Origin of the sequence: Clostridium sp. Marseille-Q5894 (assembly GCF_946902305.1) — a bacterium.
Classification (GTDB): Bacteria; Bacillota_I; Bacilli_A; order Erysipelotrichales; family Coprobacillaceae; genus Thomasclavelia.
Genome location: NZ_CAMPPT010000005.1, coordinates 1 through 25,400, shown reverse-complemented (window position 1 = coordinate 25,400; position 25,400 = coordinate 1). Strand labels below are relative to the sequence as shown.

The following is a 25,400-nucleotide window of genomic DNA, read 5'->3' as shown; positions in this document are numbered from 1 at the left end:
TATCAACATGTATTCAAAAAAGCACCTTTACTTTTTATATTTTGTTTCTTTTAAAATTAATTATATGTCAATTCTTTAAAAATATTATAATTTTTATTAGGAGTTATATTAAATAGACTTAGCAATTTATGATCATACAATTCATCCTGATGATATTCAGGAATAAAAACATAATTATCATCAAAACGTTTATTTTCATAACTTTTGATTGATAAATATTTTATACACCGATAATCATATTTACGCTTACTAGCAATTGAAGCTGTAACCAATTGAGGAATTACATAATTTGAACTATAAGTACTCTTTTTATTATTAACTTTAATACTACAAGCCATCAATAACAATAGCTTTAACATTGCCATTTTTATCTCTATTAATGACATTTTTTCAAGATCTTTTAAAAAGAATGGTGTTAAATCAAAACATTTAAACGGTCTTTTAACCTCAAAATCACCAATAAAAAAATTTTCCGTAAAATCATCTATATTCAATTCCGCTTTGACACCTTCAACACTGCTAGCTAAATATAAACAAGGAAATCCTGAAATACTATATCTTTCATTACCAACAAGATTTCTTTTATCAAAAGGAATATGAAAAATTTGTTTCACAAATCTTTTGGCATCAATCAAATCATGATCATTGATGATCCGCCCTCGATACAACAAATCAACTTTACTCTCTTTTTCAAATTCATCAGCTAAAGAATGATTTAAATATTTATTTGAAAAAAGAATATTATAAATAATATTACTGGCACTTCGTATATCACCTTTTTCATAAATACGCCATGCCTTTAAAATACTATCTCGTAAACGATTAAATACTTTTAAATAAGCTTCATCAAAAATGTTGTCATATTTGATAATAATCTTCCTTAGTTGCAAGCTTTTTTTCAAAAAAGCTCGATAACACTGATAATCAAATTCACATTCAATAATTATAAAATTACCAGCTTTTATTTCCTTTTCTAACATCTCAACTATTTCCATCATCACTTCTCCTTTTAAAAAAGAGATTATTTTTCATAATCTCTTAATATAACTTATCTGGATAAATACCTGCACTAATCAATTCTTTAATACTGTCAATTACAGACTGCTTATCCTCCTGATAAGTAACACCAAACCAATTGTCCAGCGATTTTAAAACAGTAACATCAGCTTTTTCTTCTTTCAATAAATCTCCTATTATTGTCGGTAATAAATACTCAGCTTTTATATCTTCATCATCTAATTGAGATAAAAACTCTTTAAATTTTCGTTCTAAAATCTCAAAAATACCTGGTTGTAATGCCCACATATTCATTGATACAGGCACTTGTAAATCAATATCGATCATATCTTCACCCGCTTTTACAAATGCACAATTATTACCTTTTTCAATATTATGTGTTTCAACTATATCAATTAAATGATTATCTTCATTCACACTGCAGATACCTCTAGTTACCCCACCATTATCACTTAAAGTGTTTTTTAAAATAAAACTCACCATGGCAATTTGTTCTTTACCATTACTTACCTGATCATTAACTAAATAATCATATGCTTCTTTATATGCCTGTTTACCATAATAATCATCAGCATTAATTACTAGAAACGGTTCTTTAACTACATCCTTACAACATAAAATAGCCTGCCCTGTTCCCCATGGCTTAGTTCTATTTTTTAATTTTTCTTGATAAACTTCAGGAATATTATTTAACTCCTAAAATACATATTCAACATCGATAACTTGTTTGATTCTTGAGCCGATCACCCGATCAAATTCTTCTTCTAAATCCTTACGGATTACAAATACCACTTTATTAAAACCTGCTTCTTTTGCATCATAAATTGAATAATCCATAATAATTTCATCATTTGGTCCCACTGGTGCTAATTGCTTTATCCCACCACCAAAACGACTGCCGATACCTGCCGCCATAATAACTAATGTAATATTCTTCATACTTTCCCCCATTTCTTAGCGTTATCGTATTAATTATATACCATAACATCTTTTTTTTCTAGGCAATGTAGTAAATTGCCTTAATTTGTCATAAAAAACAGCGTTGATACAAATACTACTTCCTAATTTAAACTTTATTGATTCTTCAAGAAATTACTTTAATCAAACACATTTACCCTTTCAACACTATCTTAAAATTCATTCACATACTAATAAAATCTTTCTTACTTTTTTATCATTTTTACTATATGCAATCATCCTTTTAAAAGCATATTGTATTTTAGTCTTCATAATATTAATAATTTATATTATACTAATTTTATAATAGTTTGTTCTATTCAATTAAAACCATCTTGAATAGAACAAATATAATTTACAATCTTCGTTATTTTTAATAAAGATTTTATCTTAATTATGTAACGATACTAAAAGAAAGGAGTAATTTAAATGACATTCAAAAATAAAAAAAGTAATAAAATTTTAATTGCCGGGATGCTGTGGCTTACAGCTTTAAGCGCCTGCTCTTCTACCGAATCCTCAAATAACAACAATATTGATAAAAATAATGTATCAGTAAACGAATCTCTACAATCCGATTTTACTGGTACATCACTAGGTAAATTTACTATTAAAGATATCAACGGCAAACAATATAATCAAGATATGTTCAAAGATTATGATTTGACGATGATCAATATATTCACTACCTGGTGTTCGCCTTGTGTAGCTGAAATTCCTGACTTAGAAAAAATCCATACTACCATGGCTGAACAAAAAGTTAATGTTGTAGGAGTAGTATTGGATGTCTTAGATGAAAAAGGCAATATTATTCAAGAATATCTTGAAAAAGCACAATCATTAGCTAAACAAACCGGTGCCACATATCCTATCTTAATACCTGATTCAACTTATATGAATGGGCGATTAATAGGCATTGAAGCAATTCCAGAAAGTTTCTTTGTCGATAAAAACGGTAATATCGTTGGTGAAACTTACAGCGGCAGTCGTGATTTTGAAGATTGGAAAAAATTAATAGAAGATAATTTAGCTGATTTAAAGAGGGATAATTAATGAAGCGCTATCGTTCATGTGCAAACGGTCTTTTAATAACTGTTTTAGGACTCATAATGATGTTATTAGGAATCTATCGTGGTGAAGTAGCTGTATTATTTACAAAAGCGATAAATATTTGTTTGGAGTGTATTGGAATTGGATAAGAAAAATATAAAAATAAAAGAGTGGGGACGACATCGAATTCAAATTTTTTGGATGTTACTAACTAATAGTTATTTAATTGGTTTTATTCAAGGGAAAATCTATAAAGGAAAATTAAAAAACTTATGTGTCCCAGGCATGAATTGTTACTCTTGTCCAGGAGCATTAGGAGCTTGTCCCATCGGTTCCCTTCAAGCCGTTATTGGAAGCTGGAATTTTAAGTTTTCTTTTTATGTGATTGGTTTCCTTTTATTTATTGGTGGACTAGTGGGTCGCTTAATTTGTGGCTGGTTATGTCCTTTTGGATTGATTCAGGATCTACTGCATAAAATTCCTTTTTACAAAAAAATAGAAACATTTCCTGCTGATCGACTTTTGCGAAAATCAAAGTACGTTATTCTTGTGATTTTTGTAATTCTGCTGCCATTATTTTTAGTAGATATTTTAGGTCAAGGCACGCCTTATTTTTGTAAATTGATTTGTCCAGCAGGAACTTTAGAAGGCGGAATTCCATTAGTTTTATTAAACAAATCGATGCATAGTGCTCTTAGCTGGCTATATGTCTGGAAAAATTTTCTTTTAGCATCAATAATTATTTTATCAATTATCATCTATCGTCCGTTTTGTAAATATCTTTGTCCACTAGGGGCCATCTATTCTTTGTTTAATTCTGTTTCAATCTTTAAATATCGCGTAGATAAAGAAAAATGCTGTCATTGTAATAACTGTGCTAAAGTTTGTAAAATGCAGGTCGATCCTGTTAAAAATGCTAATTATTTTGAATGTATTCGCTGTGGATCATGTAAAAAAGCATGTCCGACTGGTGCAATTACTTCCGGTTATTTAAAAAGTGAATTTGCCAAAACAAATAAAAACTGTAATAAAATAAATATTTAATAATTTTAATATAATGTTATAATGCAGATGACCTGATTTATTCAAAAACTTTAAATATATAATAGGGGTGAACTAAATGAATTATAAAATTCAGGGGAATTATTTAACATTGATCATTGATGAACAGTTTACCAATAAAACAGTTAGAGAATTACTAGACTGGTTACATTTATCTAAAAAAACTATTCATTTATTAAAACAAAATAAAGAATATTTTTTAAATAATACCTATGTAAATGAAAACCATCCTCTAAATAAAAATGATCTATTTAAAATAAAAGCTTTTAATGAAGAATATATTGACTATCTCCCTCAAGAATTTCCTTTAAAAATAGTTTATGAAGATGCTTTTATTTTGATCGTCGATAAACCAATAAACACTACTATATATCCAGAAACAAAAAAAGAATTAAATACATTATGTAATTATGTAGCTAACTATTATCTAGAAACAAATCAAGCCTTAACGATTCGCCATATCCATCGTCTTGATCAAGATACTACTGGTCTGGTAATATTTTGCAAGTGCCCTCTTATTCAACCATTATTAGATAATATGATGGCTAATAAACTAATTAAAAGAAGTTATCTTGCTGTTTGTAACGGTATTATCGATCATGATATTACCATTAATAAAACAATTGCTCGTGATCGTCATCAAAATAAAATGAGAATTTCAAAAAGTGGTCAAAAAGCTATTACAAACATAAAAATTTTAGCTTCTAATCACAAAAAAAACTATACTGTTTGTAAATGTGATCTAGAAACCGGACGCAAACATCAAATTCGTGTTCACTTAGCTTCGATCAATCATCCTTTATTAAGCGATCCTTTATATGGATATAAAAGTAAATTTATCAAGCGTACTGCTTTACATGCTTATAAATTAGAATTTCTTCATCCTATTACTAATAGCCCAATTATTGTAAAGGCACCACTGCCTCAAGATATGGAATTTATTAGTAATCAAATAGATTTTTCTTCTCTTTAATCAAAAAAAGATTTGAAACTAATTTTCAAACCTTTTATTTATCTAAATATTTTCTACATTTCTTTACTGATAATTTCTAAACCTACCTTTACCGTAGTAACCTGATCAAATAACTTCAACTCAATATACGCAATACGTTTATGCCTATTTATTTTAACGATTTTACCATGGTAATCAACTAAAGGTCCACTAATAATATTAACCTCGTCACCAACAATATAACCTTTTGATATTTCAATAATATGCTCGCTCTTCCCAAATCTAAGCAATGCTTTTGCTTCTTCTTCAAGAATCGGTAAAATATTACTACCATCATTTCCTAATACCTTTGTTAAATCAGGAACAAGCTTTAATTGGTTGAATAATATATCAATATGGTCAGTTATCATAAAGACGTAACCTTTAAATAAAATCTCTTCTACTTCATTCCACTTACCACGATATTTTTTCATTCGTTTACACTTAGGAATAAAGCATTCTTCATATATTTTTGGCGAAATCAATCGTTGACAAATTTCTTTGATCTTCTCCTCTTTTCCACTTTTAACCTGAATAACATACCAGTTATCATACATGAAAATACCTCCATTTGGGCATACTTTACCAGTCCGTATATTTTATACCGACTTTAAATAATATAATAGATTATCTTTAATAACGCGACATCGCGACGATTATTTTTGATAATCTTTTTTTAAACTTTTTCTTTAGATTTTACTTCTGGTATTTTTCTTTTAAATGGTTTTTTATATGTATAAGTTGGTACCAGCTCCTGAATAAATGGTCTGATATTGTCAACTTCCTTATATACTTCTTCTTTTAGATCTACTAATCTTTCAAAGAAACTTTCTTCATCCATCTCAATTGGTTTCCCAATATGAATCAGATTGTTCGGTGTCTCCTGTAGCCCCTCTTCTTTCATTAACAGCTCTTCATACAGTTTCTCCCCTGGACGTAGTCCGGTATACTCGATCTTTATATCTACATCTGGTTCATATCCTGAAAGCTTGATCAGATTCCTTGCCATGTCTGCTATCTTGACTGGTTTTCCCATATCTAAGATAAATATCTCGCCACCTTTTGCATATGCTCCTGCCTGTAGTACTAGTGACACTGCTTCTGGTATCGTCATGAAATATCTGATGATATCTGGATGGGTTACTGTTACTGGTCCCCCTGCTTTGATCTGTTTTTTAAACAGCGGTATTACTGATCCATTTGATCCTAAGACATTTCCAAATCTTACTGCGACAAACTCCGTCTTTGATTTCTTGTTGAATGACTGCACGATCATCTCACAGATCCTTTTTGTCGCTCCCATGACATTCGTTGGATTTACGGCTTTATCGGTTGAAATCAGGATAAAGCGTTTCGTTCCATACTTGTCAGCCACTCTGGCGGTATTCAAAGTCCCAAAGACATTATTTTTTACCGCTTCATTTGGTGAATCCTCCATCAATGGTACATGTTTATGTGCTGCGGCATGATAAACGATCTCAGGATGGAATCTTTCAAACAGACTTTCCATGCGCTTCGTATTTCTTACCGATGCAATCATTACTTCTAGATTTAATTTTGGATATTTATCTTTTAGTTCTAATTGAATATCATAGGCATTGTTTTCATAAATATCGACGATGATCAGCTGTTTTGGTTTGTTGGCTGCTATTTGTCTACAGAGCTCACTTCCAATCGATCCACCACCGCCGGTTACCATGATCACTTTATCTGTTACATATCCCATGATATCTTCTAAATTGACTTCGATCGGATCACGTCCTAATAAGTCCTGAACTTCGACTTCCTTAAAGTCACTGATATGGATATCGCCATTTAGTAACTGATAGATTCCTGGTAATCTTTTGATCTTGCACTTTGTTTCTTTACAAATATTTAATACCTTTGCTAATTCTTTTTTATCAGCTGAAGGTATTGCTACGAGAATCTCTTCGATCTCATATTTTTCAGCAGCTTCAATGATCTTATCTCTCCCGCCATAAATAATTGCGCCATGAACATTTCGCCCGTGTTTTGAACGATCATCATCAATAAAGCACATTACCTGTTTATAGACTTCCTGAGAATTGATGATTTCACGATATACCTTTTCACCAGCGAGACCAGCACCGATGATCATAACTTTTTCTAAATCTTTTCTTTCCTTAACACTGCCAAAGCCAATCTTGCTTCTTTTTAATCTAGCTAGACGATAAGTAAAACGATTACCGCCTAAAAACATTGTTAAAAGAAGAAAATAAATAAAGTAACAGCTTCGAGGCAAATTATTGCCGGTAATTTCAAGAAAACATGCATTAACGATACTGTCAACAAAAGTCGCCAACACAATATTTTTAAGTTCGATAATTGAGGCAAACTGCCATAAGCTGTGATAAAGTTTAAAATAGAAAAAGACTACTATACCGCAGGCAATCATTGGTAAAAGCATCACTGTTAGATTTTCTAAATACTGATTAGGTATTGGGCCATTAAATCTAAGCAGCAGTGCGCCATATCCTGATAAAGTGATACATAATGAATCTACCAGTATCAAGATAATTCTTCTAAAATTTAACTGGGATTTTTTTGTCTCATCCATTGAATCACACCCTCCCCTTTTATAATAAGTCAAAAAAATAAATAAAAAACATTATATGACAAAATCAACTCTATTATTATAAATTTATAGTAATAAATCAAGTTATTTTTTATTATTTCTTATTTTTCAAAGAAATAATTTAGATTATTAGATTTTTATTATTACAGATGTCCGAATTAGATAAAAAAAGTAATTCTTTAACATTTTTTGTTGATTAATTCTTGCAATTTATCTGTTAATAAAGCATAATACTCCTGAAACGTATTTATTAGGAGGACTTATGGATAAAACTGAATTAAATGATGAGGTTCAAATAGACTTATCAGAATTATTTAAATTAATAAAAAAACATCTTAAACTAATTATTATTTTTATGTTAATAGGAGTCATTGTTGCTGGTTCTTATACAACCTTCATGATCGATAAAAAATATTCTTCTCAAGGAACGATTCTTTTAAAAGCGCAAGTAGTTGATGGAACGGTAGATTCTACGCAGTTAAATTCTAATAATTCCATGATTGCTAATTATATTAAATTATTGCAAGGAAACAATATCCAAGATAAGATTGCTAAAAACTTAGATATTTCGACTGGTCTAGTTCGCGGTGCTTTACAAATTTCTAATACTGAAGACACCCAGATCATTGAAATTGGGGCAATCACTACTGATCCTGGGCTATCTAAACGAATTGTAGATGAAACGATCAGTGTATTTACAGAAACAGTAAAGGAAATGTTAGATATCTCCAATATTATCATTGTTGATAATGCTGAGATCAACACAAGTCCTGTTTCCCCAAGTATTAAAAAGAATATGATGTTAGGAGCGGTTGCTGGCGTTGTAATATCTTTAGGATATATCTTATTAGCATATTTATTAGATAGTAAAATTAAAAACGGTGAAACTGCAGAACAAGTTTTGGATCTACCAGTATTAGGTGCCATTCCATATTTTGAGGATCAATAATGGAATTTATTGATATACATAGTCATTATGCTTGGGATATTGACGATGGAATCAGCAGTCTTGAAGATGCCAAAAATGCTTTAGCAAAAGCACAAGCACAAGGTATCAAACAAATAGTAGCTACACCACATATTATTCCTGAAACAACTACTAATCTTTGTTTAATCAAACAACGAATCAAAGAATTTATTGAATTAGCTAAAAATTATGGAATTCAAGGATACTATGGCAGTGAAGTAATGCTTAACAGTGATTATTTAACTGGTCTAAAAAACAACTTATTAATACCTTTGAATAATGGTCCTTATCTATTAGTAGAATTCAATCTTTCTCAAGGTATCAATGAAGAAAGTGATGATCGCCTTTATGAATATTCTCTAAAATATAAATTAGTAATTGCTCATGTTGAAAGATACTTTTATAATAAATTGGATTTACAAATGATCCAATCATGGATCGATAATGGCTATATCATCCAAGTAAATAGTTCAAGCTTTTTGGGTGAAAATGGTAAACACATAAAAAATAATGCCTATAAACTATTAGAAAAAGGTCTTATTCATGTTATCGCCAATGATACCCATCGAAGCAGTGATCGTAGATGTCCAAATTTAAAAGATACTTATGAATTATTAATAAAAAAATATTCACAGAACCAAATAAAGCAGTTAATGTATGATAATCCGCTTGCTATTATTAATGGAAAAACTGTTTTGCCTGTGAAAGTTACAAAAATACCCTGGTTTAAAAGGAGAAAATAAATGTTCAAGAAAAAAACAAAACATGAAAACAAATCAACGTTATTAATAACAAATCCTAAACAAAAAAATAATAAAATAGATTATAAAGAAATTTACCGTCATATTCGTACAAACATTGAATATTCAACTGTTGGACAGGATATTAAAGCAATTAATCTTACATCTGCTGTACCAACTGAATCAAAAAGTACTACAGCATTAAATTTAGCGATGATCTATGCTACAAAGTATCCTAATATTTTACTGATTGATGCTGATTTAAGAAAACCTGTACAGCATAAATATTTAAATATCTCAAACAGCAGTGGTCTTACTAATGCATTGATCGATTATGGAAAAACAAAAGAAATCAATCAATCATGTTTTCAAAAAATAAAAGACAAATCATTTGTTGGTGATCTGACTGTTTTAACTTCTGGGGTAAAGGTTCCTAATCCTTCAGAGTTATTAAGTAATCCGGTTTTTGAAGAATTCATTAAAACCTTGAAGCAAAGTTATGATTTCATTATTGTTGATTGTCCACCAGTAATGTTAGTCAGTGATGCCATTCCTGTTGGTAATGTAGTTGATGGGACGATCTTCGTATGTTCATCTAAATCTACAAATCGCAAAGATGCTAAAGCAGCCGTTGAAGTTTTACAAAAAAATAATGTAAATATTTTAGGGACAGTTTTAACTCAAATTGAAAACGATGGTACAAATTCTGGATATTACTATTATTACTACTATTAATGATTGAGCAAAAGAAAAATAATCTTATTTTTGCCATCGTTGTCATTGCTCTATGTGCTTTAACTGCTTTAATATTTATTTATGATCGTAATAAAACACGAAACTTTGCAAATCAATTTACTGATAATGGAACTAGTGAGACAGCTAATCTTGAAGAAAATGAAAGTAATCAAACAACAACAAAAAAAGTAGATTCAACTTCAACTGATATCCCGACTTTATATTGTGTTGGTGATAGTACTACTTTAGGTGTTGAAAATCAAAATAACGCTTATCCAACTTATATAGATAATCTTGCTAATTTTAATATCAAATTAATTGGTGATAAAAATATAACAAGTGCCGGTTTGTTAGTAAAATTAGGAGTTACTCCTGTCTATGTTGATAAATTAACGATACCGGCTTCAACTACACCTACACCAATCGTCTTTTTGAATCAAGGTGGTAAAGCTAATAATGATCTTTTAAAAAGTCAAGGTTCAATCGATAGCGTTACAATAAACGGTATTACTGGTAAAATTACCTATCGTTATGAAGGTAACACATTATTATTTACTCGAGATCAACCTGGTGAAGAAGTAACTGTTAATTCACCAACGTTGATTCAAGTTAATAATAATATCGAACCTGATGGTATTTTAGTTCTTTATAGTGGTGCTTATGAAAAAAGTGTTAAAGGAAGTTTAGTTGAATACCAAAAACAAATCATCAGTGCTTTTAATACCGATAAATATATCGTTGTATCATTGACTCAAGATGATCGTAATGAAACTAATGAATCTTTAAAAACTGCTTTCGGTGAACATTATCTAGATTTTAAAAGTTATTTGTTAGATGATGGTTTAAAAGATGCTGGAATAACCGCTACTGAACAGGATCTACAAAATATCTCTGATAATAAGATTCCTGCCAGTCTCCGGGCTAATGATATAAACGGTAATGATAAATACAGTGAGTTATTAGCTCAACAAATTTTAAATGAATTAATCGATTTAAAATATATTAACAAAAATATTTTAAAGTAATTTGTGAAATTACTTGTCATTTGAAAAAAAAAAGGATATTATAGATATGTATATACGCAAACTCAAAAAGGAGGAAGAAGGAAATATGAAGAAAATCATCAGTTCACTACTTGTGGCTTGTCTTCTTGCTATTTCAACTATATCACCTACACATGCAGTAGGATATTTAAATGATAACGAAAAAGAGCTTTTAACTGCTTTAAATTCTACAGTAAAAGTAGATGGCGTTACACTTAAATTACAAGCTGCTGATATTAATACAGCAGAAAATTATATGATGCAAGATGGATTCGATTTAACAACTGAGCAAAAAAATATTATTATTAACAATATTGAAGCTACTAAAGCTTATTTACAAGCTAATCATATTACAAATTTCGATGCGATCACAAGAAAACAAGCATATGATATTTTAGAGTTTCTTCAAGCAGCTGGAGGTGCAATTGGTTTAACAGTCACATTAAATGCTGCTGATAGAACAATTCTATTTTATGATGGTGATAAACTAATTTATACTACAACTCAGGTTATCAAAAAAACTGGTTATGATATAACTCAAACTGTAGTTATTGCATCAGGTTTAGTTGTTATTTTATTAGGTGCAGGATATTATGCTAAGAAGAAACGTTTGTTTTCTAAATAATGAAATTAAATCATAAACAACGTAAAGTGATGGCACTAATTTTAGTGCCATTATCTTTTACGCTTCTTTGTTATTTAACATTATATTTATTAATAAGTCCTGTAATTGAGCCATTAATGTCTATCTATAGCTTAATTTCAAGTGATTATGCACCTACTTTAAATGATGAAAATTCTAAAGATTTATATGCAAATAAATTAGTAGCTTCAGATACAATCAATGCATCTCAAATAGTTCAGCCAACTTATGGTGATCTATTTGGAAAATTAACCATTGATTCTGTAAATATTAAAGTAAATCTATATTATGGAGATGGTAGAGACCAGCTTCGTAATGGTGTAGGGCTATTTGGGGGATCTTTTTTACCTGGTTTTAATCGAACAATCTTGATTGCAGGTCATTCAATTCCATATTTTGAACCTTTAGGCGATATTAAAATTGGCGACATAATTAAAATTTCTACACACTATGGAGATTTTGAGTATAAAATTACTAATACTAAAATTTCTGATGCTAATGATAGCAGCAATTATGATCTTGAACAAAATGATCAAGAACAATTAATTTTATATACATGTTATCCATTTGAAATAATTGGTTATAAATCACAGCGATTATTTGTTTATGCTGATAAAATAAGTGGACCTACTATAGTGGAGGGACAGTAAGATGAGTAGAAAAAGCAGTCGTAATCATTTATCATATTTATTAGCTTTATTATTGACTATATTTATTAGTATTTTTATTGTTCTAACGGTTACTAATGTAACGATCATGAATTCTAGTTATTTAATTTCTAAAATGGAAAGTGCTGATTTTTATCGACAATCTATTATTAATTTAAATAAACAAATTCAACAAGAGACACAGTCTACCGGATTTCCTTTAGAAATGTTTGAAAATTATGTTGATGAAGAATCGGCAGATGAAATAATGAAAAAATATATTGAAAATGCTTTTTCAACAGGAAATACCGATATTGATACTACGACATTTGAAACAAAACTAACTGAAGATATTGATGAATATCTTCAATCAGCTAACATTATTATTAATAGTGAAGAGGAAATAGCTATTGCAACACTAAAAGGCAATTTGATTAGTTATTATCAAACCTATTTAACAATTCCTTATTTAAATTTAATAATTAATCTTATTAATACATACAATACATATTACTATTTTATTGCAGTTATTTTAATTTTGTTGATTTTAATAACCAGCTTTATTTTATATCATTTACATAGTCATTATCGTACTAGAAGAAGATATTTTGCTTATGCTCTATCAAGTACAGGATTAATATGTCTGATTCTTCCCGCATTTATCTATTTTGGTAATTTTGTTGATAGAATAAGCTTATCACCACAATATTTCTATGATTTTGTTACATCTACAATTAGCAGTTATTTATTAATATATATTATTATTGGTATTGTTATGATCGTTATCGGTAATATAACTGCATATTTAAGGTTTAAAAAAAGACATTAATCTAGGGACTTTCCCTAGATTATTTTTTATCAAAAGAAAAAGATGCTCTTCAAAGCATCTTAAAATTATTTTCTTAATCCTAAGCTTTCACATAAAGCAGAATATCTTTCGATATCTTTATTTTTTAAATATTTTAATAAATCTCTTCTACGTCCAACTTTTTTTAATAAACCTCTATTTGAATGTTTATCTTTTGGATGTTGTTTAAAATGCCCATTTAATTTGTTGATATCAGCAGTTAATACTGCGATTTGTACTTCTGGAGAACCTGTGTCTCCTTCTTTAGTAGCATATTTTTGCATAATTGCTGTTTTTTCTTCTTTAGTTAACATCGTTTATTTCCTCCATTAATTTAACTTAGCTAACCCCAAGCTATACGTCGAGTATTCGTATATCCTAGCTGTTGCCGCAATCATTATTTTACCAAATATCATGCTAAAGTCAAGTAAATTTTCTTTTTTCACGGATAAAAATATAATTTTGAGAATCTGATTTTTCTAAACAAAAACGATATCCTAAACCATTAAAATGCTTTATTGAATCAAAAGTAGTAATACGATTTTTCACGATATAACGAACCATTTCACCTCGAGCTTGTTTTACATATACACCAATTTCTTTATATTCATCATTTACTTTCTCCATAAAATAGCATTTTACATATCTTACATCATCATCTAAATATTTTCTTAATATTCTAGTATATTGTTTTGCGCCTAAATCAAGAATTTCTTTATCATCTTTAATTAATTCAAGATACATCTTATTACCCCAAAATTCATAAAGATTACGATATTTACCAAAAGATAACTTATTATTTAATTCTAAACGATATGGGATGACCCCATCAAATGGTCTTAAGACACCATAAAAACCTGAAAGAATACGGATATATTTGTTGGAAAACTCATAATCTTCAATAGTAAAAATATGGGCAGCTAAATTATCATACTGAATTCCTTCATATGATAAGATTGCGGGAACCGTATTTTTCTTTAAGTCAATTTTTTGGTAATTAGTATATGCTTCAAATGCAATCTTATCACTACATTTTAATAGCTGTTTAACTTTTGAAACTGACAATTTTTTTAACTCTTTCAATAAAATTTCTGTATCTTTTAAAAATACTGGACTGCTTTTGGCTTCAAGATAAGTGATATCATCTTTCATTCTTTTAGCTGGTGTTATTATTACTTTCATTTTATCACTCGTAATGTTCATTTAAATAATATCTAACTTTATTTTGTGTTTTATTTTTATACTCTATAGCTTGCATAGGACATGATCCAATGCAGGCCATGCATTGTGTACAATGACTTGACCACTTAGGTTTTTCTTCACTTATTTCGATATTATTTAAAGGACATATTTTTTTACAGTTACCACAGCCAGTACAATTTTTATTAACATAAAAGCCATCAGCTTTTACAAATATCGCATAAAATAACTTATTTATAAGAGAACTACTTATAATATCACCAAAATGATATTTATCTTTTTCAAATTTCATTTCTTTTTTAATTATTTTACCAAGTTGTAAAGTTGGCTCGATAGCCCTGGTTATAATCTTTTTACCTTCACTTGGTTCTGGCGCTTTGAACATCGTAATAAAATTTTCTGGCATTATTACTGCTTTTATTCCCATAAATTCTAAATTCTTTTTTTGAACAAGCCTTTTTACATATCTTTTCGCATTACCAATTCCACCTCCACAAGTTAAAATAAAATATATTTTTTTATTTCCTTCAAAATTTGTCTTTTTAATAAAGCTTTCAACGATTCTAGGTATTTGCCATGCATATGTAGGACAAATAATAACATATGGTTTTTTACTAGTAAAAGAATATTTTTTCTTTGTTTTTAAACAATCATTTATTGAAATAATTTCATCTTTAATTTCTGAATTAAGTACTTCACTAAGATATCTGCTGTTGCCTGTTCCACTAAAATATAAAATCATTGATCTATCTCCTATATATGATAATTACTGTTATAATATTAAAAAGTTCAAAGATTTAATTTGAACTTTATTTCCATAAATAATTTAAATAAACAACATTTTCTTTTTGCCATGAATTTTCATTGTGCTCACCATTTTCTACTACATTAATATAACTGCCAGCATTCAAACTAAGCAAATAATCATTAAAATAAGAAATATTTTTAAGCATCTTATCAACATCTTTGATTTCTTTTGTTCCAAAACTAAAATAAACCCTGGTATCTTCATCAATTCGATTATCTTTTAATTCCTGCTTAAGTTCATTCATGCATATAGATATTGCTGGTGAAATACAAGCAGCTTTAGAAAAATACTGATTATGTCTAATTACAGTATATAAAGCCATTAAACCACCCATTGAACTACCCGCAACACCAGTGCATTCTCTAAAAGGATAAGTACGATATTTATGATCAATTAGTGGTTTTAATTCATCGATAAGCCACTTCATTAATTGTTTACCACGACCCTTGATTGGTCCAAAATAGCCTTTCTTAATATCATATGGACAATATTCATTTAAACGCTCATGACCTTCATGATTACATTCAATACCAACTATAATTAGTGGCTTATCATAATGATCCATAAATTCCTTTAAGCCCCATGACTTACCATAAGTCGCATCTTCATCATAAAATAAATTATGTCCATCAAACATGTACATAACAGGATATCTTTCATCACTATAAAAGTAACTATCTGGTAAATAGACGTGAATCGTTCTAAATAAATCAAATGGCGTTATTTTAACATCAAATTTCTCAATCATCTTCTTCTCCTAATAACCAAATATTTCTACTGCTTTTTTCATTTTTGTAATAATATCAACTGCAAATGGACAATTTTTCATACAATTACCACAAGCAATACATTCACTAGCATGATGTTTTAGTGAAGCATAATGCTCTTTTACAGTTTCAACAACTTCACCCTGAGCTATGCATAAGTCCGTAAATTTATTAACATCACTTATCGAAATTTTCTTTATACATGGAGCACAGTGACCACAATAAACACAATTACCAAAAAAAGAATGCTTCTCAACATTTGCAAGCACATTAGCAAAATCCTTTTCTTTTAAAGATGCCTTACTATAAGCAGCTGCTTCTTGCATTTGCGCAATCGTATGACTTCCAGCCATAACAGAAACAACACCAGGTCTTGTTAAAGCATAATGAATACATTGCAATGGTGTCATCTTTACCTTAAATGGTGATAATTTTTCATCAAGCAGATCCCCACCACCAAAAGCTTTCATTACAGTAATAGCAACTTCTTGACTTTGACATAATTCATATAGCTCTTGACGAACAGGATCGATATTTATCAATGGTTTTTCATAATTTTCATCATTCCATAAATCATCAACATCTTCACTTGGCGGTAACATATCATAACAAGGATTTATAGAAAATAAAATTACATCGATCAAACCTGTTTTAACAGCTTTGATTGCAATATTAGGATTATGGGAACTAATTCCTAAATATTTTATTATTCCCTGCTTTTTTAAGCTTAACGCATACTTAATGATTTCACCATTAAATACTTCATCAAAATCACTTTGTGCATCAATATAATGAATCATCCCAATATCAATATAATCTGTCTGAAGTCTTGTCAAAAGATCATTAAATCCTTCTTTTACTTCATCAATTTTACGCGTCCTTAAGTATTGATCATTTCTCCAAATAGTACAAAGATGGCCCTCAATTACCAATTGGTCGCGTTTATCTTTGATTGCTTTACCAAAAGCACTGCGAACATCAGGATTAGAAGAATAAAAATCAATAAAATTAATACCTTCCTCATGCGCTTTTTCAACGAATTCTTTGATTTCTGCAGTACTTTTTTTCATAAAACCTTCACAGCCTAACGCTATTTCACTAACCTTTATCCCAGTTTTTCCTAATAAACGGTATTTCATAGTTAATCACCTCGGTTTTATTTTACATGTTAAAGCAAACTTTATGTCAAGTAATATTTTATAAACGATTTATTAAATATTGCAATTCATTTACAAAACGACAGAGATGAAATCCATCACACAAAGCATGATGTACCTGAATAGCTAAAGGTAATATCAAACTATCATTTTCTTCATAATATTTCCCTATTGTAAAAATCGGCAATAAACAATCCTGCGTTTTCTGTAAATTAAAATTGAAACCTTCAAAAGTAATCCATGGTATCGCAAAGATATTAAAAGTATTAGCTGGCAGATCTGGTTTAGCTTCTCTTTTATTTACAGATCCAAAAGCCCGCATATCTCGTTTGTATAGTTCATAGAAAACATCGTAGTCTTCTGTATACTCAGTCCAAACATTTGAAAAAGTTTCTGTTTCTTTATGAAATATTGTATAATGAGGAAACATGTAATCAAAAACCCCTAATTGGTTATTTGAATTAAATGATGTTCTAAACTCCTCATGTCTATTAACGATATTAGTAATACTGTGTAATAACGTTGGATATAATTTTTGTTCAGATTCTCTTATTTTTGTAATATCCAATTTAACTGTCATTGTATATGTACAAGGTACATTTGAATAATAATGATCAAAATATTCACTTCTTTTCCAATTTTCTTTGTCAATAACTTTAAACTTCATGTGCATCCCCCACAACTTTTTATTAATAAAAATAATCTAATTAAATATATTATAACTAAAATAAAATCGCTTAGATAATTTTAATATCTATTTTCCTAGCAATCAATCTTTGATAACCATAATAGCTAGGAATCTTGTATGAAATAGTAGATCAATAAAAAAGCTATTATAATTTCAACTATCATCAAATAAAAATTATTACTTTTTCAATCGTTAACTTTTTTATATTTTCATCTACTGATTCATAATTTAATATTCTATATCACCTGCTTTTTTACATATTTGCCATAGTCTAAAAACCTGCTCAACAGCATTGATCATATTTTCGCTAGCAGTCTGCTGATCCATTGCCTCTGATAAAGTTGTCACATCTCTTAAAATGGGAAAATAAGCATCAATTCCAAGATCATTGCATTTTTCAGCTCCTTTTGCTACAGCTCCACTAAAAGCAATAACTGGTAATTGATATTTTTTAGCTAATTTAGCGACTCCAGCTGGTGCTTTTCCCATTGCCGTTTGATAATCCAGTCGCCCTTCACCAGTAATTACAAGATCAGCATCTTTAATTTCTTCTTCTAATTTAATTTCACGTAAAATCAAATCAATTCCCGATTCTAATTTAGCATTTAGATAAGTTAAAAAAGCAAAACCTAAACCACCTGCTGCGCCGCTGCCTGGATAACAAGCATCAGCTTGAATGAATTTTTGTTTCGATAATACAGCATAGTTATTTAACCAAATATCCATCTCTTTGATCATTTCTTGATCAGCACCCTTTTGTAAACCATATACAGCACTAGCCCCAAAAGGTCCACATAAAGGATTCGTTACATCACAGGCAATCATAAATTTGCATTCTTTAATTACTGGTAAAACACCACTATCATCGATTTTTTCAAGCTGCTTTAATCCCTTAGCACCGAATTCAACTTGATTACCCCTTTTATCTAACATTCCAAACCCAAGGGCCTGCAACATTCCAATTCCACCATCATTAGTTGCACTGCCACCAATTCCAATAATGAAATGACGACAGCCCTGCTTAATTGCATCAATGATTATTTGACCAATTCCATATGTAGTAGTATTTAAAGGATTTCTTTGTTCTTTAGTAATCAAAGTTAAACCAGCTATTTTAGCAATTTCTATAACTGCTGTATTTTTAGCATCAATTATTCCATATGAGCATTCAATCATATTACCTAAAGGTCCCATTGCATTTAATCTGCGAATTCTTCCATTCATTCCTTCAACTAAAGTTTCAACTGTACCTTCACCGCCATCAGCTAATGGTTTTACTAAAACTTCACTTTGCAGATATACACGTTTGATTCCCTGTTCAATTGCCCTGCCAGCTTCAAGTGAAGTCAAGCTCCCTTTAAATGAATCAATCGCAATTACAACTTTCATCTTTTTACTCCATTTCAAAAAATAATTGATTTTCTTTTCTCAAAGAACACTTTTTTGCCATCAATTTACCTGCCACTTTTAAAAGTGTCAAATTAACCTGTCGTGCTTGATTAGGACAAACCTTTACACAGCGCATACAGGAAATACATTTACTTTTATCAACCTGCTTAGGATTATCCAATGGTATAGCCTGTAAAGGACATGATCTAGCACAAACTCCACAACTATTACATAATCTATTCCCTTTTGGTTTAAAAGGAACACCATCATATTTACGGTACGGATAATTACCAGGAACTTTTAATTCTGCATATTTTTCCTTAGTATCAACCAAATTTTTTATTTCTCTACTAAAAACCTGTAATTCCATTTGATCAATTGCATTTGGTCTATCACTGGCAAACTGATTCATAATTGAATGTCTAGCAACCGCACTAATTGCTGCAATCGGATTAAAACCATTATCCTCTACGGTATTTTTTAATTCCAATAAAGTATCATCATAATCTCGATTGCCATATACAACAATCAAAATTACTCTAGTATGATCTCCTTTAATATTTGTTAATCTTTTTATTACTATTTCAGGAACCCGACCCCCATATGAAGGAATCGCAATCATACAAATATCGTTACGATCTAATACTTTTTTTTGATTAAATTGCGGTTGTGTTAAATCAATTAATTCTGCATCGATCTTCCATTCATTCATCAACATATCTAAAACTTTTTTAGTCCCACCAGTGGGACTAAAATAAATTCCATATAATTTCATCAGTCTATCACCTTCTATTTTTTCATCCTATAGCCACTTATAATTATAAGCTACTATTTTTTATAATGCAATAATACTATTAATTCATTGTATCTTTACAACTTATAAATTAATGAAATAGTTACAACAAACTCTTTAAATCACTTATACTTCAAAAATATTAAGGGTACCTAGCATTTTAGGTACCCTTATCATAATATAAATCATATTCTTATAAATCAAATCTTTAAAATTTTCCTCCGCCCCCACCATGAGTACGTCCTGATGAACTACGATGAGTAGTCGATCCACTACTTTTACTACTTGGTCTGCTACTGACCTTGCTAGTAGTTTTATGACTTGATGTTTTAGCTCCAGAACTATGATAATCTTGTTTTGGCTCTTCTTTACGACGTTTTTTAACATTTGAAAACAAGAATAGATCATTTGATTTAGTTAAAACAAAACTATTTTCTTTGATATAATTATTTGCATCATAAACCCTTTGTTTTGTTTTTAGTTTCCGTAATTTCAATCTACCCATTATATAAGCAATCACAAATCCAATAAGGAGTGATGCCAACAGGTTTTCAATAAGATAATATTTTTGGTGAGAACTTTGATTATTTTCTGTTGTTACAGTAGTTGAAACAGGCTCACGATAATTTTTAGCATATTCATCGACCTGCTCTATGAAAATATTAAAAGCATTATAATAATTTTCTTCTTTAAGATCAGCCAGCATCGCATCTCCTAAAGCTTCTATTATTGAATCAGTATAAATTTTGATGGCTTTTCCATGAGTAGTAATGTACCATTCACGTTCACTCATATCTAAAACTAAAAGTAAACCATCGTAAGTATAACCAAGTCCATAATCATTTTCATCATAAAAATCATCTGCAAAATTTTGAATTAAACCGATATCATTTGTTGAATAAGTTGTTACGATTGCAACATCTAGACTATAAGTTGTAATTATATTACTGATTTTTAAAACCAGATCTGTAACTTCTTCATCCGTCAAAAGATTCGCCATATCAACAACACTTTTACAACTATCTCTACCTTCAATATTTAGTCGGACTAAATGTAAAATTTGTTGAATTGAATAAGTTTCTTTATATCTGCCACTTACATGAAAGTAAGGGCTAAAATCCATTGTTAGATCAAGATATTCTTTAGCTTTTCCATAAGTATTAATATATTGGGTTCCATAAAAACCACCAGATTGATTGACAGCAATAACAATACCATCACTGTCACCATAGTGATCATAGTAATATTGATTTGCATAACTAGATAAATCAAATCCTTCATCATCATTATCAATATATATGATTGGTATATTAAGATTATATTTATCATGAAAACTATTAGTTAGAGTTTCTAAAACATTTAAACAATTAGTATTAAAATAATTATTGGGATCATAAACATAATTTTCTTGGGCTTGTACAGGAATAATTGGTAAGTAGATAACTAATAGGATCAATAAAATCGTTTTTATTTTTTTCATTTTTACCACTATAAATTATATATAACAAAAATTACCAAAGTAATAATAATGGTGTTTCTTGCTACTACTTTCCAAAATTCTTTTTTATCCGCTGGTAAATCACCAATTAATTTACCTGTTTGTCCATTCATCATTAAAGGATAGATCTTATCATCCCAAGATAAGTTTAAGATCCACACTGGTAAAAAATAATAGGTTATCTTTTTATTTTTTAATTCAATACTGGAATTTTCTAATATTTTATGATCATATCCACTAATACAATTTTTAAATATCGTATTCGTACTATTTCTAATTCGACTATTAGCTTTACTTTCACTAACTTTACTGTTTTCATCATATCGATCAGCAAGATAACCAGCTAAATATGCGCTATCAAAATCAACTGCTTCATTAAAATCAAATGGTTCAATCGACTGCATAAACTCATCATCAATCTTAGATGAACCATCTACTGGAACATTATTAAATTCGATGTTCCCTTCACGAATCAATGAATAATATTTGGTTTCTGTATAATCATATCTACTATCACTATAATGTCTTGTTTTAGTTGCTCGATATTGTTGTTTTACATCTGCTGTGCAATTATAGATCCAAAAAGGAACATAAATTCCTTTTATCTCATCTAATGTGCTGTTTGTTTTAAATGTTTTAGGTAAAAAAGGTTTACCTTTAAAAAACTCTTGTAATTTAGCTTTAGCATCTTCTTTATCTAATTTAAAAGGAATAACATAATCAGGCTTTAACTGATTACTAACATTTTTATTCATAATTACAGGACTATTACAATATGGACATGTAGTAGCAACTGTTTGACTATTTCCAATGATTTCTCCACCACAGTTTTCACATGAATAGACACTTATACTGTCATCACTAAAAACATCATGGTCCGCTATCTCATCCCAAGCCATTTCATCTTCTTTGATCTCTTGATATTGTTTCTGATATTCTTTTAGTGTTGCAATCTCAAAGACAGAATCACAATATGGACAAGCTAATTTTTGTTTATCACTATCAAATTTGATTTCTCCACCACAATTAGGGCATCGGTATACTATCATCGTCTCCATAGCTTAGCTCCACTATCTTTTATCATTATCATCAAAAACATCACCGCATTCAGGACAAAATTTTGGGGGATGACGAGGATCTTCGGGCTCCCAGCCACACTTATCACAACGATATAATGGTTCATCTAATGGTTTCGGTTTTCCACATTCACTACAAAATTTTCCTTTATTAATATTTCCACACTTACAGACCCAGCCAACTATTTTAGGTTTGCCGCATTCAATGCAAAATTTACCAGTATTTTTTGTTTTGCATGAACATATCCATTCTTCTTTAGCTTTTTCCTGCTGTTTTTGTGACATTTCATATAAATTTTGGGTATTTAGATTGTCAACATTTTGAACCATATTCATTCCCATGAACCCAAGCATTGCTCCGCCATCATTATCTGCTGCTTTTTTTAAAGCTTCGCTTTGGGCTTCAACAAGAGTTGCTGCAGCCATTGAAGGATTCTTTAAAATTGCCGTTCGTTGTGCCTTTTTAATTAACTCTTCATCTTCTTTATTAGCAACAACAGAATTAATTGCTAATGAAACAATTTTAATTCCCCGTAACTGTTGCCATTTTTCACTTAAAATCTCATTTAAAGCATCTACAATTTCAATTGTATGCCCAGGCAGTCTACTGTAACGGATTCCAATATCAGAAATTCTTGCAAAAGCTGGCTGTAATGCTGTCAGCAGTTCTCCTTTCAAAGTACTGTCGATTTCTTCACGTTTAAATTCACTTCTTACATTACCACAGACATTAACGTAAAAAAGTAAAGGGTCAACGATTTTATAAGAATAAGTTCCATGACAGCGAATCGAAATATCAATATCTAAACCAATATTAGCATCAACTACTCTAAAAGGAATTGGATTTGCCGTACCATATTTATTATCAATTATTTCTTTTAAATTAATATAATAAATTCTTTGGTCTCTACCTGTGTCTCCGCCATAAGTAACCCTTTTGATCACAGTTCCAAATGTTTCCATCACAGAATCACCTAAATTACCAGTAAATATACTTGGTTCTGTTGAACTATCAAAAGTAAATTCACCAGGTTCTGCACACATTTCAACAATTTTCCCCTGCTGGACAATAATCATGCACTGTCCATCAGATACAGCAATTCCACTGCCTCTAGAAATGATGTTATCATCACCTTTACTATTAGACGAACGACTAGACGTTCTTTTCACTCCTTTTGTAACTAATACATCTTTATCCATTGCTTCACAATAAAAAAACTCTTTCCATTGATCAGCTAAAGTTCCTCCCACAGAACCACTTATTGCTTTAATTAAGCCCATATTTTTCTCCTTTCAATCCCCTATTAACAACTCTAGAATTATAAGCCGGGTTATCTATTTCTTCATTAAAAACACTATTCTAGAGGACAAAATCAACACCAGTATTAACTTGATAATAACTTAATGAATTACCAATAAAAATTACCTCATCAAGTCTAATTTCTATTTTTTATTATCCATTATCAAGTAATAACTAAATTACTTAGTTATCCCTTAAATTATAACTTATTTCTAAATATTTATCTATTATACAATCGCATTGAACCTAACAGTTTATAAATTATTATCTAAAATTCTTTAATAATATATTAGTAAATGTCATAAATATAATTTTACTAACTAATACAATTTTTTCACCATAGTATTTCACTAACCTAATTTTCTTTTTTAATCTCATCTTATTATATTAATATTATGAATATCTTCTATTTTACATATATGTCTCTTGGTTTTCTGATCATAACTGATTCCTACTATCAGTAAATTATCCAAATACTTTTCTAATCCAAAATAATATTTCTTCGCTTTGATCTGATCTATTGCTGTCTCTACTTCCTGATTCCATTTTAATTCTACTATCATCGCTGGTTTATCACCTTTAGGAATAAACACCATATCTGCATAGCCTTTGCCACTTGGCATCTCTCTTATTATCGTATAATGATTTCTTGCATACATATACGCAATCGAAATTGTATAGGATAACGCATTTTCATTATTATATGTTAGTATCGCTGTATCTAAATGGGCTTCTTCTAGATACTTGGCTACTAATTCTTCATCTCTATTCCATGTTGCTTCTAATAAGGCTCTGCTGTTTAATAACGCCTTCGTTGTTTCATTCCATGATGAATCTTCAATCGATGCTATAAATGAACTTGTTACTTCCTTATTAGGTATATAACATGTCTGATTGGAACTGCTATATCCTAGATAACCTAGATGTATCAGCAGTGTCAAGACATCATCTTTTGATTTGAACGTCGTCATATCATTTTGAAATTTGTCTGTATTCAAATATACTTCTTCTCCAGCCAATAATTTGACAACATCATCTTTCAAGCCGTCATAATTCATATCGATATACACTCTTAAGGCTTCATACGTCTCGGTTGATGTCCAATAATTCCCAAACTTTTTCCTTGTAATCGATGCTACAACTGATCTTGGCGAAAATGTTGATATCGTATCTGTCAAATGATAACCATCATACCATTCTTTCATTTCATCATAGCTGATATTATACTGATAACAAAGTTTTTCAACTTCCTTTTCTGTAAAGCCCATATATTCTGATGACAATCCTGAATCAACCATTGAAATTTCATCAAACATATTCAAGGCACTATGGGTTCCATATTTCTTGATTGGCAAGATTCCCGTCATATAGACCAGTTCGACATATGGCTGTTCTTTGAATAACAGTCTTAAATAATCCAGATATTTTT

28 protein-coding genes are annotated in these 25,400 nt (G+C 29.8%); 11 read left to right on the top strand and 17 right to left on the bottom strand.

Going from position 1 to position 25,400, the window contains the following annotated elements; all coding sequences use genetic code 11:
- Positions 1-56: 56 nt before the first annotated feature.
- The 3 genes from OC535_RS08685 to OC535_RS08675 all read right to left on the bottom strand — a co-directional run bounded on the left by OC535_RS08685 (position 57) and on the right by OC535_RS08675 (position 1,956).
- A complete protein-coding gene (locus tag OC535_RS08685) occupies positions 57-998 on the bottom strand; it encodes a hypothetical protein (RefSeq protein WP_498823603.1) in 942 nt (313 codons plus the stop codon).
- Between the two features lie 40 nt (positions 999-1,038).
- Positions 1,039-1,500, bottom strand: coding sequence for a hypothetical protein (locus tag OC535_RS08680; protein ID WP_498823602.1), 462 nt, complete (start codon positions 1,498-1,500; stop codon positions 1,039-1,041).
- 213 nt (positions 1,501-1,713) lie between these two features.
- Entirely contained in the window at positions 1,714-1,956 is a 243-nt protein-coding gene (locus OC535_RS08675) for an NTP transferase domain-containing protein (protein WP_498823601.1), read from the bottom strand.
- A gap of 447 nt (positions 1,957-2,403) precedes the next feature.
- Here OC535_RS08675 and OC535_RS08670 point away from each other — a divergent pair, with 447 nt between their 5' ends.
- The 4 genes from OC535_RS08670 to OC535_RS08655 all read left to right on the top strand — a co-directional run bounded on the left by OC535_RS08670 (position 2,404) and on the right by OC535_RS08655 (position 5,059).
- Positions 2,404-3,027, top strand: coding sequence for a TlpA family protein disulfide reductase (locus OC535_RS08670; protein WP_498823600.1), 624 nt, complete (start codon positions 2,404-2,406; stop codon positions 3,025-3,027).
- A complete protein-coding gene (locus tag OC535_RS08665) occupies positions 3,027-3,173 on the top strand; it encodes a CD1871A family CXXC motif-containing protein (protein WP_034864362.1) in 147 nt (48 codons plus the stop codon). Before OC535_RS08670 ends, OC535_RS08665 begins: the two co-directional genes overlap by 1 nt.
- Positions 3,174-3,225: 52 nt before the next feature.
- Entirely contained in the window at positions 3,226-4,068 is an 843-nt protein-coding gene (locus OC535_RS08660) for a 4Fe-4S binding protein (RefSeq protein WP_498823703.1), read from the top strand.
- A gap of 76 nt (positions 4,069-4,144) precedes the next feature.
- A complete protein-coding gene (locus OC535_RS08655) occupies positions 4,145-5,059 on the top strand; it encodes an RluA family pseudouridine synthase (RefSeq protein WP_024722631.1) in 915 nt (304 codons plus the stop codon).
- Between the two features lie 53 nt (positions 5,060-5,112).
- Here OC535_RS08655 and loaP read toward each other — a convergent pair whose 3' ends face one another.
- Both loaP and OC535_RS08645 read right to left on the bottom strand, forming a co-directional pair.
- Complete coding sequence (gene loaP / locus OC535_RS08650; RefSeq protein ID WP_024722632.1) at positions 5,113-5,634, bottom strand: antiterminator LoaP; 522 nt, start codon at positions 5,632-5,634, stop codon at positions 5,113-5,115.
- A gap of 119 nt (positions 5,635-5,753) precedes the next feature.
- On the bottom strand, positions 5,754-7,655 hold the full coding sequence (locus OC535_RS08645) for a polysaccharide biosynthesis protein (RefSeq protein WP_227053011.1): 1,902 nt from the start codon (positions 7,653-7,655) through the stop codon (positions 5,754-5,756).
- A gap of 280 nt (positions 7,656-7,935) precedes the next feature.
- Here OC535_RS08645 and OC535_RS08640 point away from each other — a divergent pair, with 280 nt between their 5' ends.
- From OC535_RS08640 to OC535_RS08610, 7 genes are all read left to right on the top strand, one after another.
- Positions 7,936-8,622 (top strand): YveK family protein, encoded by a 687-nt coding sequence (locus OC535_RS08640; RefSeq protein WP_227053012.1) that lies wholly within the window; start codon positions 7,936-7,938, stop codon positions 8,620-8,622.
- On the top strand, positions 8,622-9,383 hold the full coding sequence (locus tag OC535_RS08635) for a tyrosine-protein phosphatase (protein ID WP_498823599.1): 762 nt from the start codon (positions 8,622-8,624) through the stop codon (positions 9,381-9,383). Before OC535_RS08640 ends, OC535_RS08635 begins: the two co-directional genes overlap by 1 nt.
- Positions 9,384-10,115, top strand: a complete 732-nt coding sequence (locus OC535_RS08630) for a CpsD/CapB family tyrosine-protein kinase (protein WP_227053014.1) — start codon at positions 9,384-9,386, stop codon at positions 10,113-10,115.
- Positions 10,115-11,140 carry a hypothetical protein gene (locus OC535_RS08625; protein WP_498823598.1) on the top strand — a complete coding sequence of 342 codons (1,026 nt, stop codon included), beginning with the start codon at positions 10,115-10,117 and terminating at the stop codon, positions 11,138-11,140. The genes OC535_RS08630 and OC535_RS08625 overlap by 1 nt, the downstream gene beginning before the upstream one ends.
- Positions 11,141-11,225: 85 nt before the next feature.
- Positions 11,226-11,783, top strand: coding sequence for an LPXTG cell wall anchor domain-containing protein (locus tag OC535_RS08620; RefSeq protein ID WP_227053015.1), 558 nt, complete (start codon positions 11,226-11,228; stop codon positions 11,781-11,783).
- A complete protein-coding gene (locus OC535_RS08615) occupies positions 11,783-12,451 on the top strand; it encodes a sortase (RefSeq protein WP_024722669.1) in 669 nt (222 codons plus the stop codon). Before OC535_RS08620 ends, OC535_RS08615 begins: the two co-directional genes overlap by 1 nt.
- A 1-nt stretch (position 12,452) precedes the next feature.
- Positions 12,453-13,277, top strand: a complete 825-nt coding sequence (locus OC535_RS08610; RefSeq protein ID WP_227053016.1) for a hypothetical protein — start codon at positions 12,453-12,455, stop codon at positions 13,275-13,277.
- 65 nt (positions 13,278-13,342) lie between these two features.
- Here the strand turns inward: OC535_RS08610 and rpsO are convergent, their stop codons facing one another.
- The 12 genes from rpsO to OC535_RS08550 all read right to left on the bottom strand — a co-directional run.
- Positions 13,343-13,609 (bottom strand): 30S ribosomal protein S15, encoded by a 267-nt coding sequence (gene rpsO / locus OC535_RS08605; RefSeq protein WP_024722671.1) that lies wholly within the window; start codon positions 13,607-13,609, stop codon positions 13,343-13,345.
- Between the two features lie 109 nt (positions 13,610-13,718).
- Entirely contained in the window at positions 13,719-14,477 is a 759-nt protein-coding gene (yaaA, locus tag OC535_RS08600) for a peroxide stress protein YaaA (RefSeq protein WP_498823597.1), read from the bottom strand.
- A 4-nt stretch (positions 14,478-14,481) separates the two neighbouring features.
- Complete coding sequence (locus tag OC535_RS08595; protein WP_498823596.1) at positions 14,482-15,237, bottom strand: EFR1 family ferrodoxin; 756 nt, start codon at positions 15,235-15,237, stop codon at positions 14,482-14,484.
- 67 nt (positions 15,238-15,304) lie between these two features.
- Positions 15,305-16,051: an alpha/beta hydrolase gene (locus OC535_RS08590; protein ID WP_024722673.1), complete on the bottom strand. Its 747-nt coding sequence runs from the start codon at positions 16,049-16,051 to the stop codon at positions 15,305-15,307.
- 9 nt (positions 16,052-16,060) lie between these two features.
- A complete protein-coding gene (locus OC535_RS08585; protein WP_498823595.1) occupies positions 16,061-17,209 on the bottom strand; it encodes an aldo/keto reductase in 1,149 nt (382 codons plus the stop codon).
- 58 nt (positions 17,210-17,267) lie between these two features.
- Complete coding sequence (gene catA / locus OC535_RS08580; RefSeq protein ID WP_024722675.1) at positions 17,268-17,894, bottom strand: type A chloramphenicol O-acetyltransferase; 627 nt, start codon at positions 17,892-17,894, stop codon at positions 17,268-17,270.
- Positions 17,895-18,143: 249 nt separating this feature from the next.
- Positions 18,144-19,304 (bottom strand): glycerate kinase family protein, encoded by a 1,161-nt coding sequence (locus OC535_RS08575; RefSeq protein ID WP_498823594.1) that lies wholly within the window; start codon positions 19,302-19,304, stop codon positions 18,144-18,146.
- Positions 19,305-19,308: 4 nt separating this feature from the next.
- Positions 19,309-20,079 (bottom strand): EFR1 family ferrodoxin, encoded by a 771-nt coding sequence (locus tag OC535_RS08570; RefSeq protein ID WP_498823593.1) that lies wholly within the window; start codon positions 20,077-20,079, stop codon positions 19,309-19,311.
- A gap of 226 nt (positions 20,080-20,305) precedes the next feature.
- Complete coding sequence (locus OC535_RS08565; protein WP_498823592.1) at positions 20,306-21,577, bottom strand: TPM domain-containing protein; 1,272 nt, start codon at positions 21,575-21,577, stop codon at positions 20,306-20,308.
- A gap of 8 nt (positions 21,578-21,585) precedes the next feature.
- Positions 21,586-22,653 (bottom strand): TFIIB-type zinc ribbon-containing protein, encoded by a 1,068-nt coding sequence (locus tag OC535_RS08560; RefSeq protein WP_024722679.1) that lies wholly within the window; start codon positions 22,651-22,653, stop codon positions 21,586-21,588.
- Positions 22,654-22,665: 12 nt separating this feature from the next.
- A complete protein-coding gene (locus OC535_RS08555; RefSeq protein ID WP_227053022.1) occupies positions 22,666-23,952 on the bottom strand; it encodes an SPFH domain-containing protein in 1,287 nt (428 codons plus the stop codon).
- A gap of 393 nt (positions 23,953-24,345) precedes the next feature.
- The coding region (locus tag OC535_RS08550) for a PD-(D/E)XK nuclease domain-containing protein (protein ID WP_498823591.1) at positions 24,346-25,400 on the bottom strand (1,055 nt) is incomplete at its 5' end.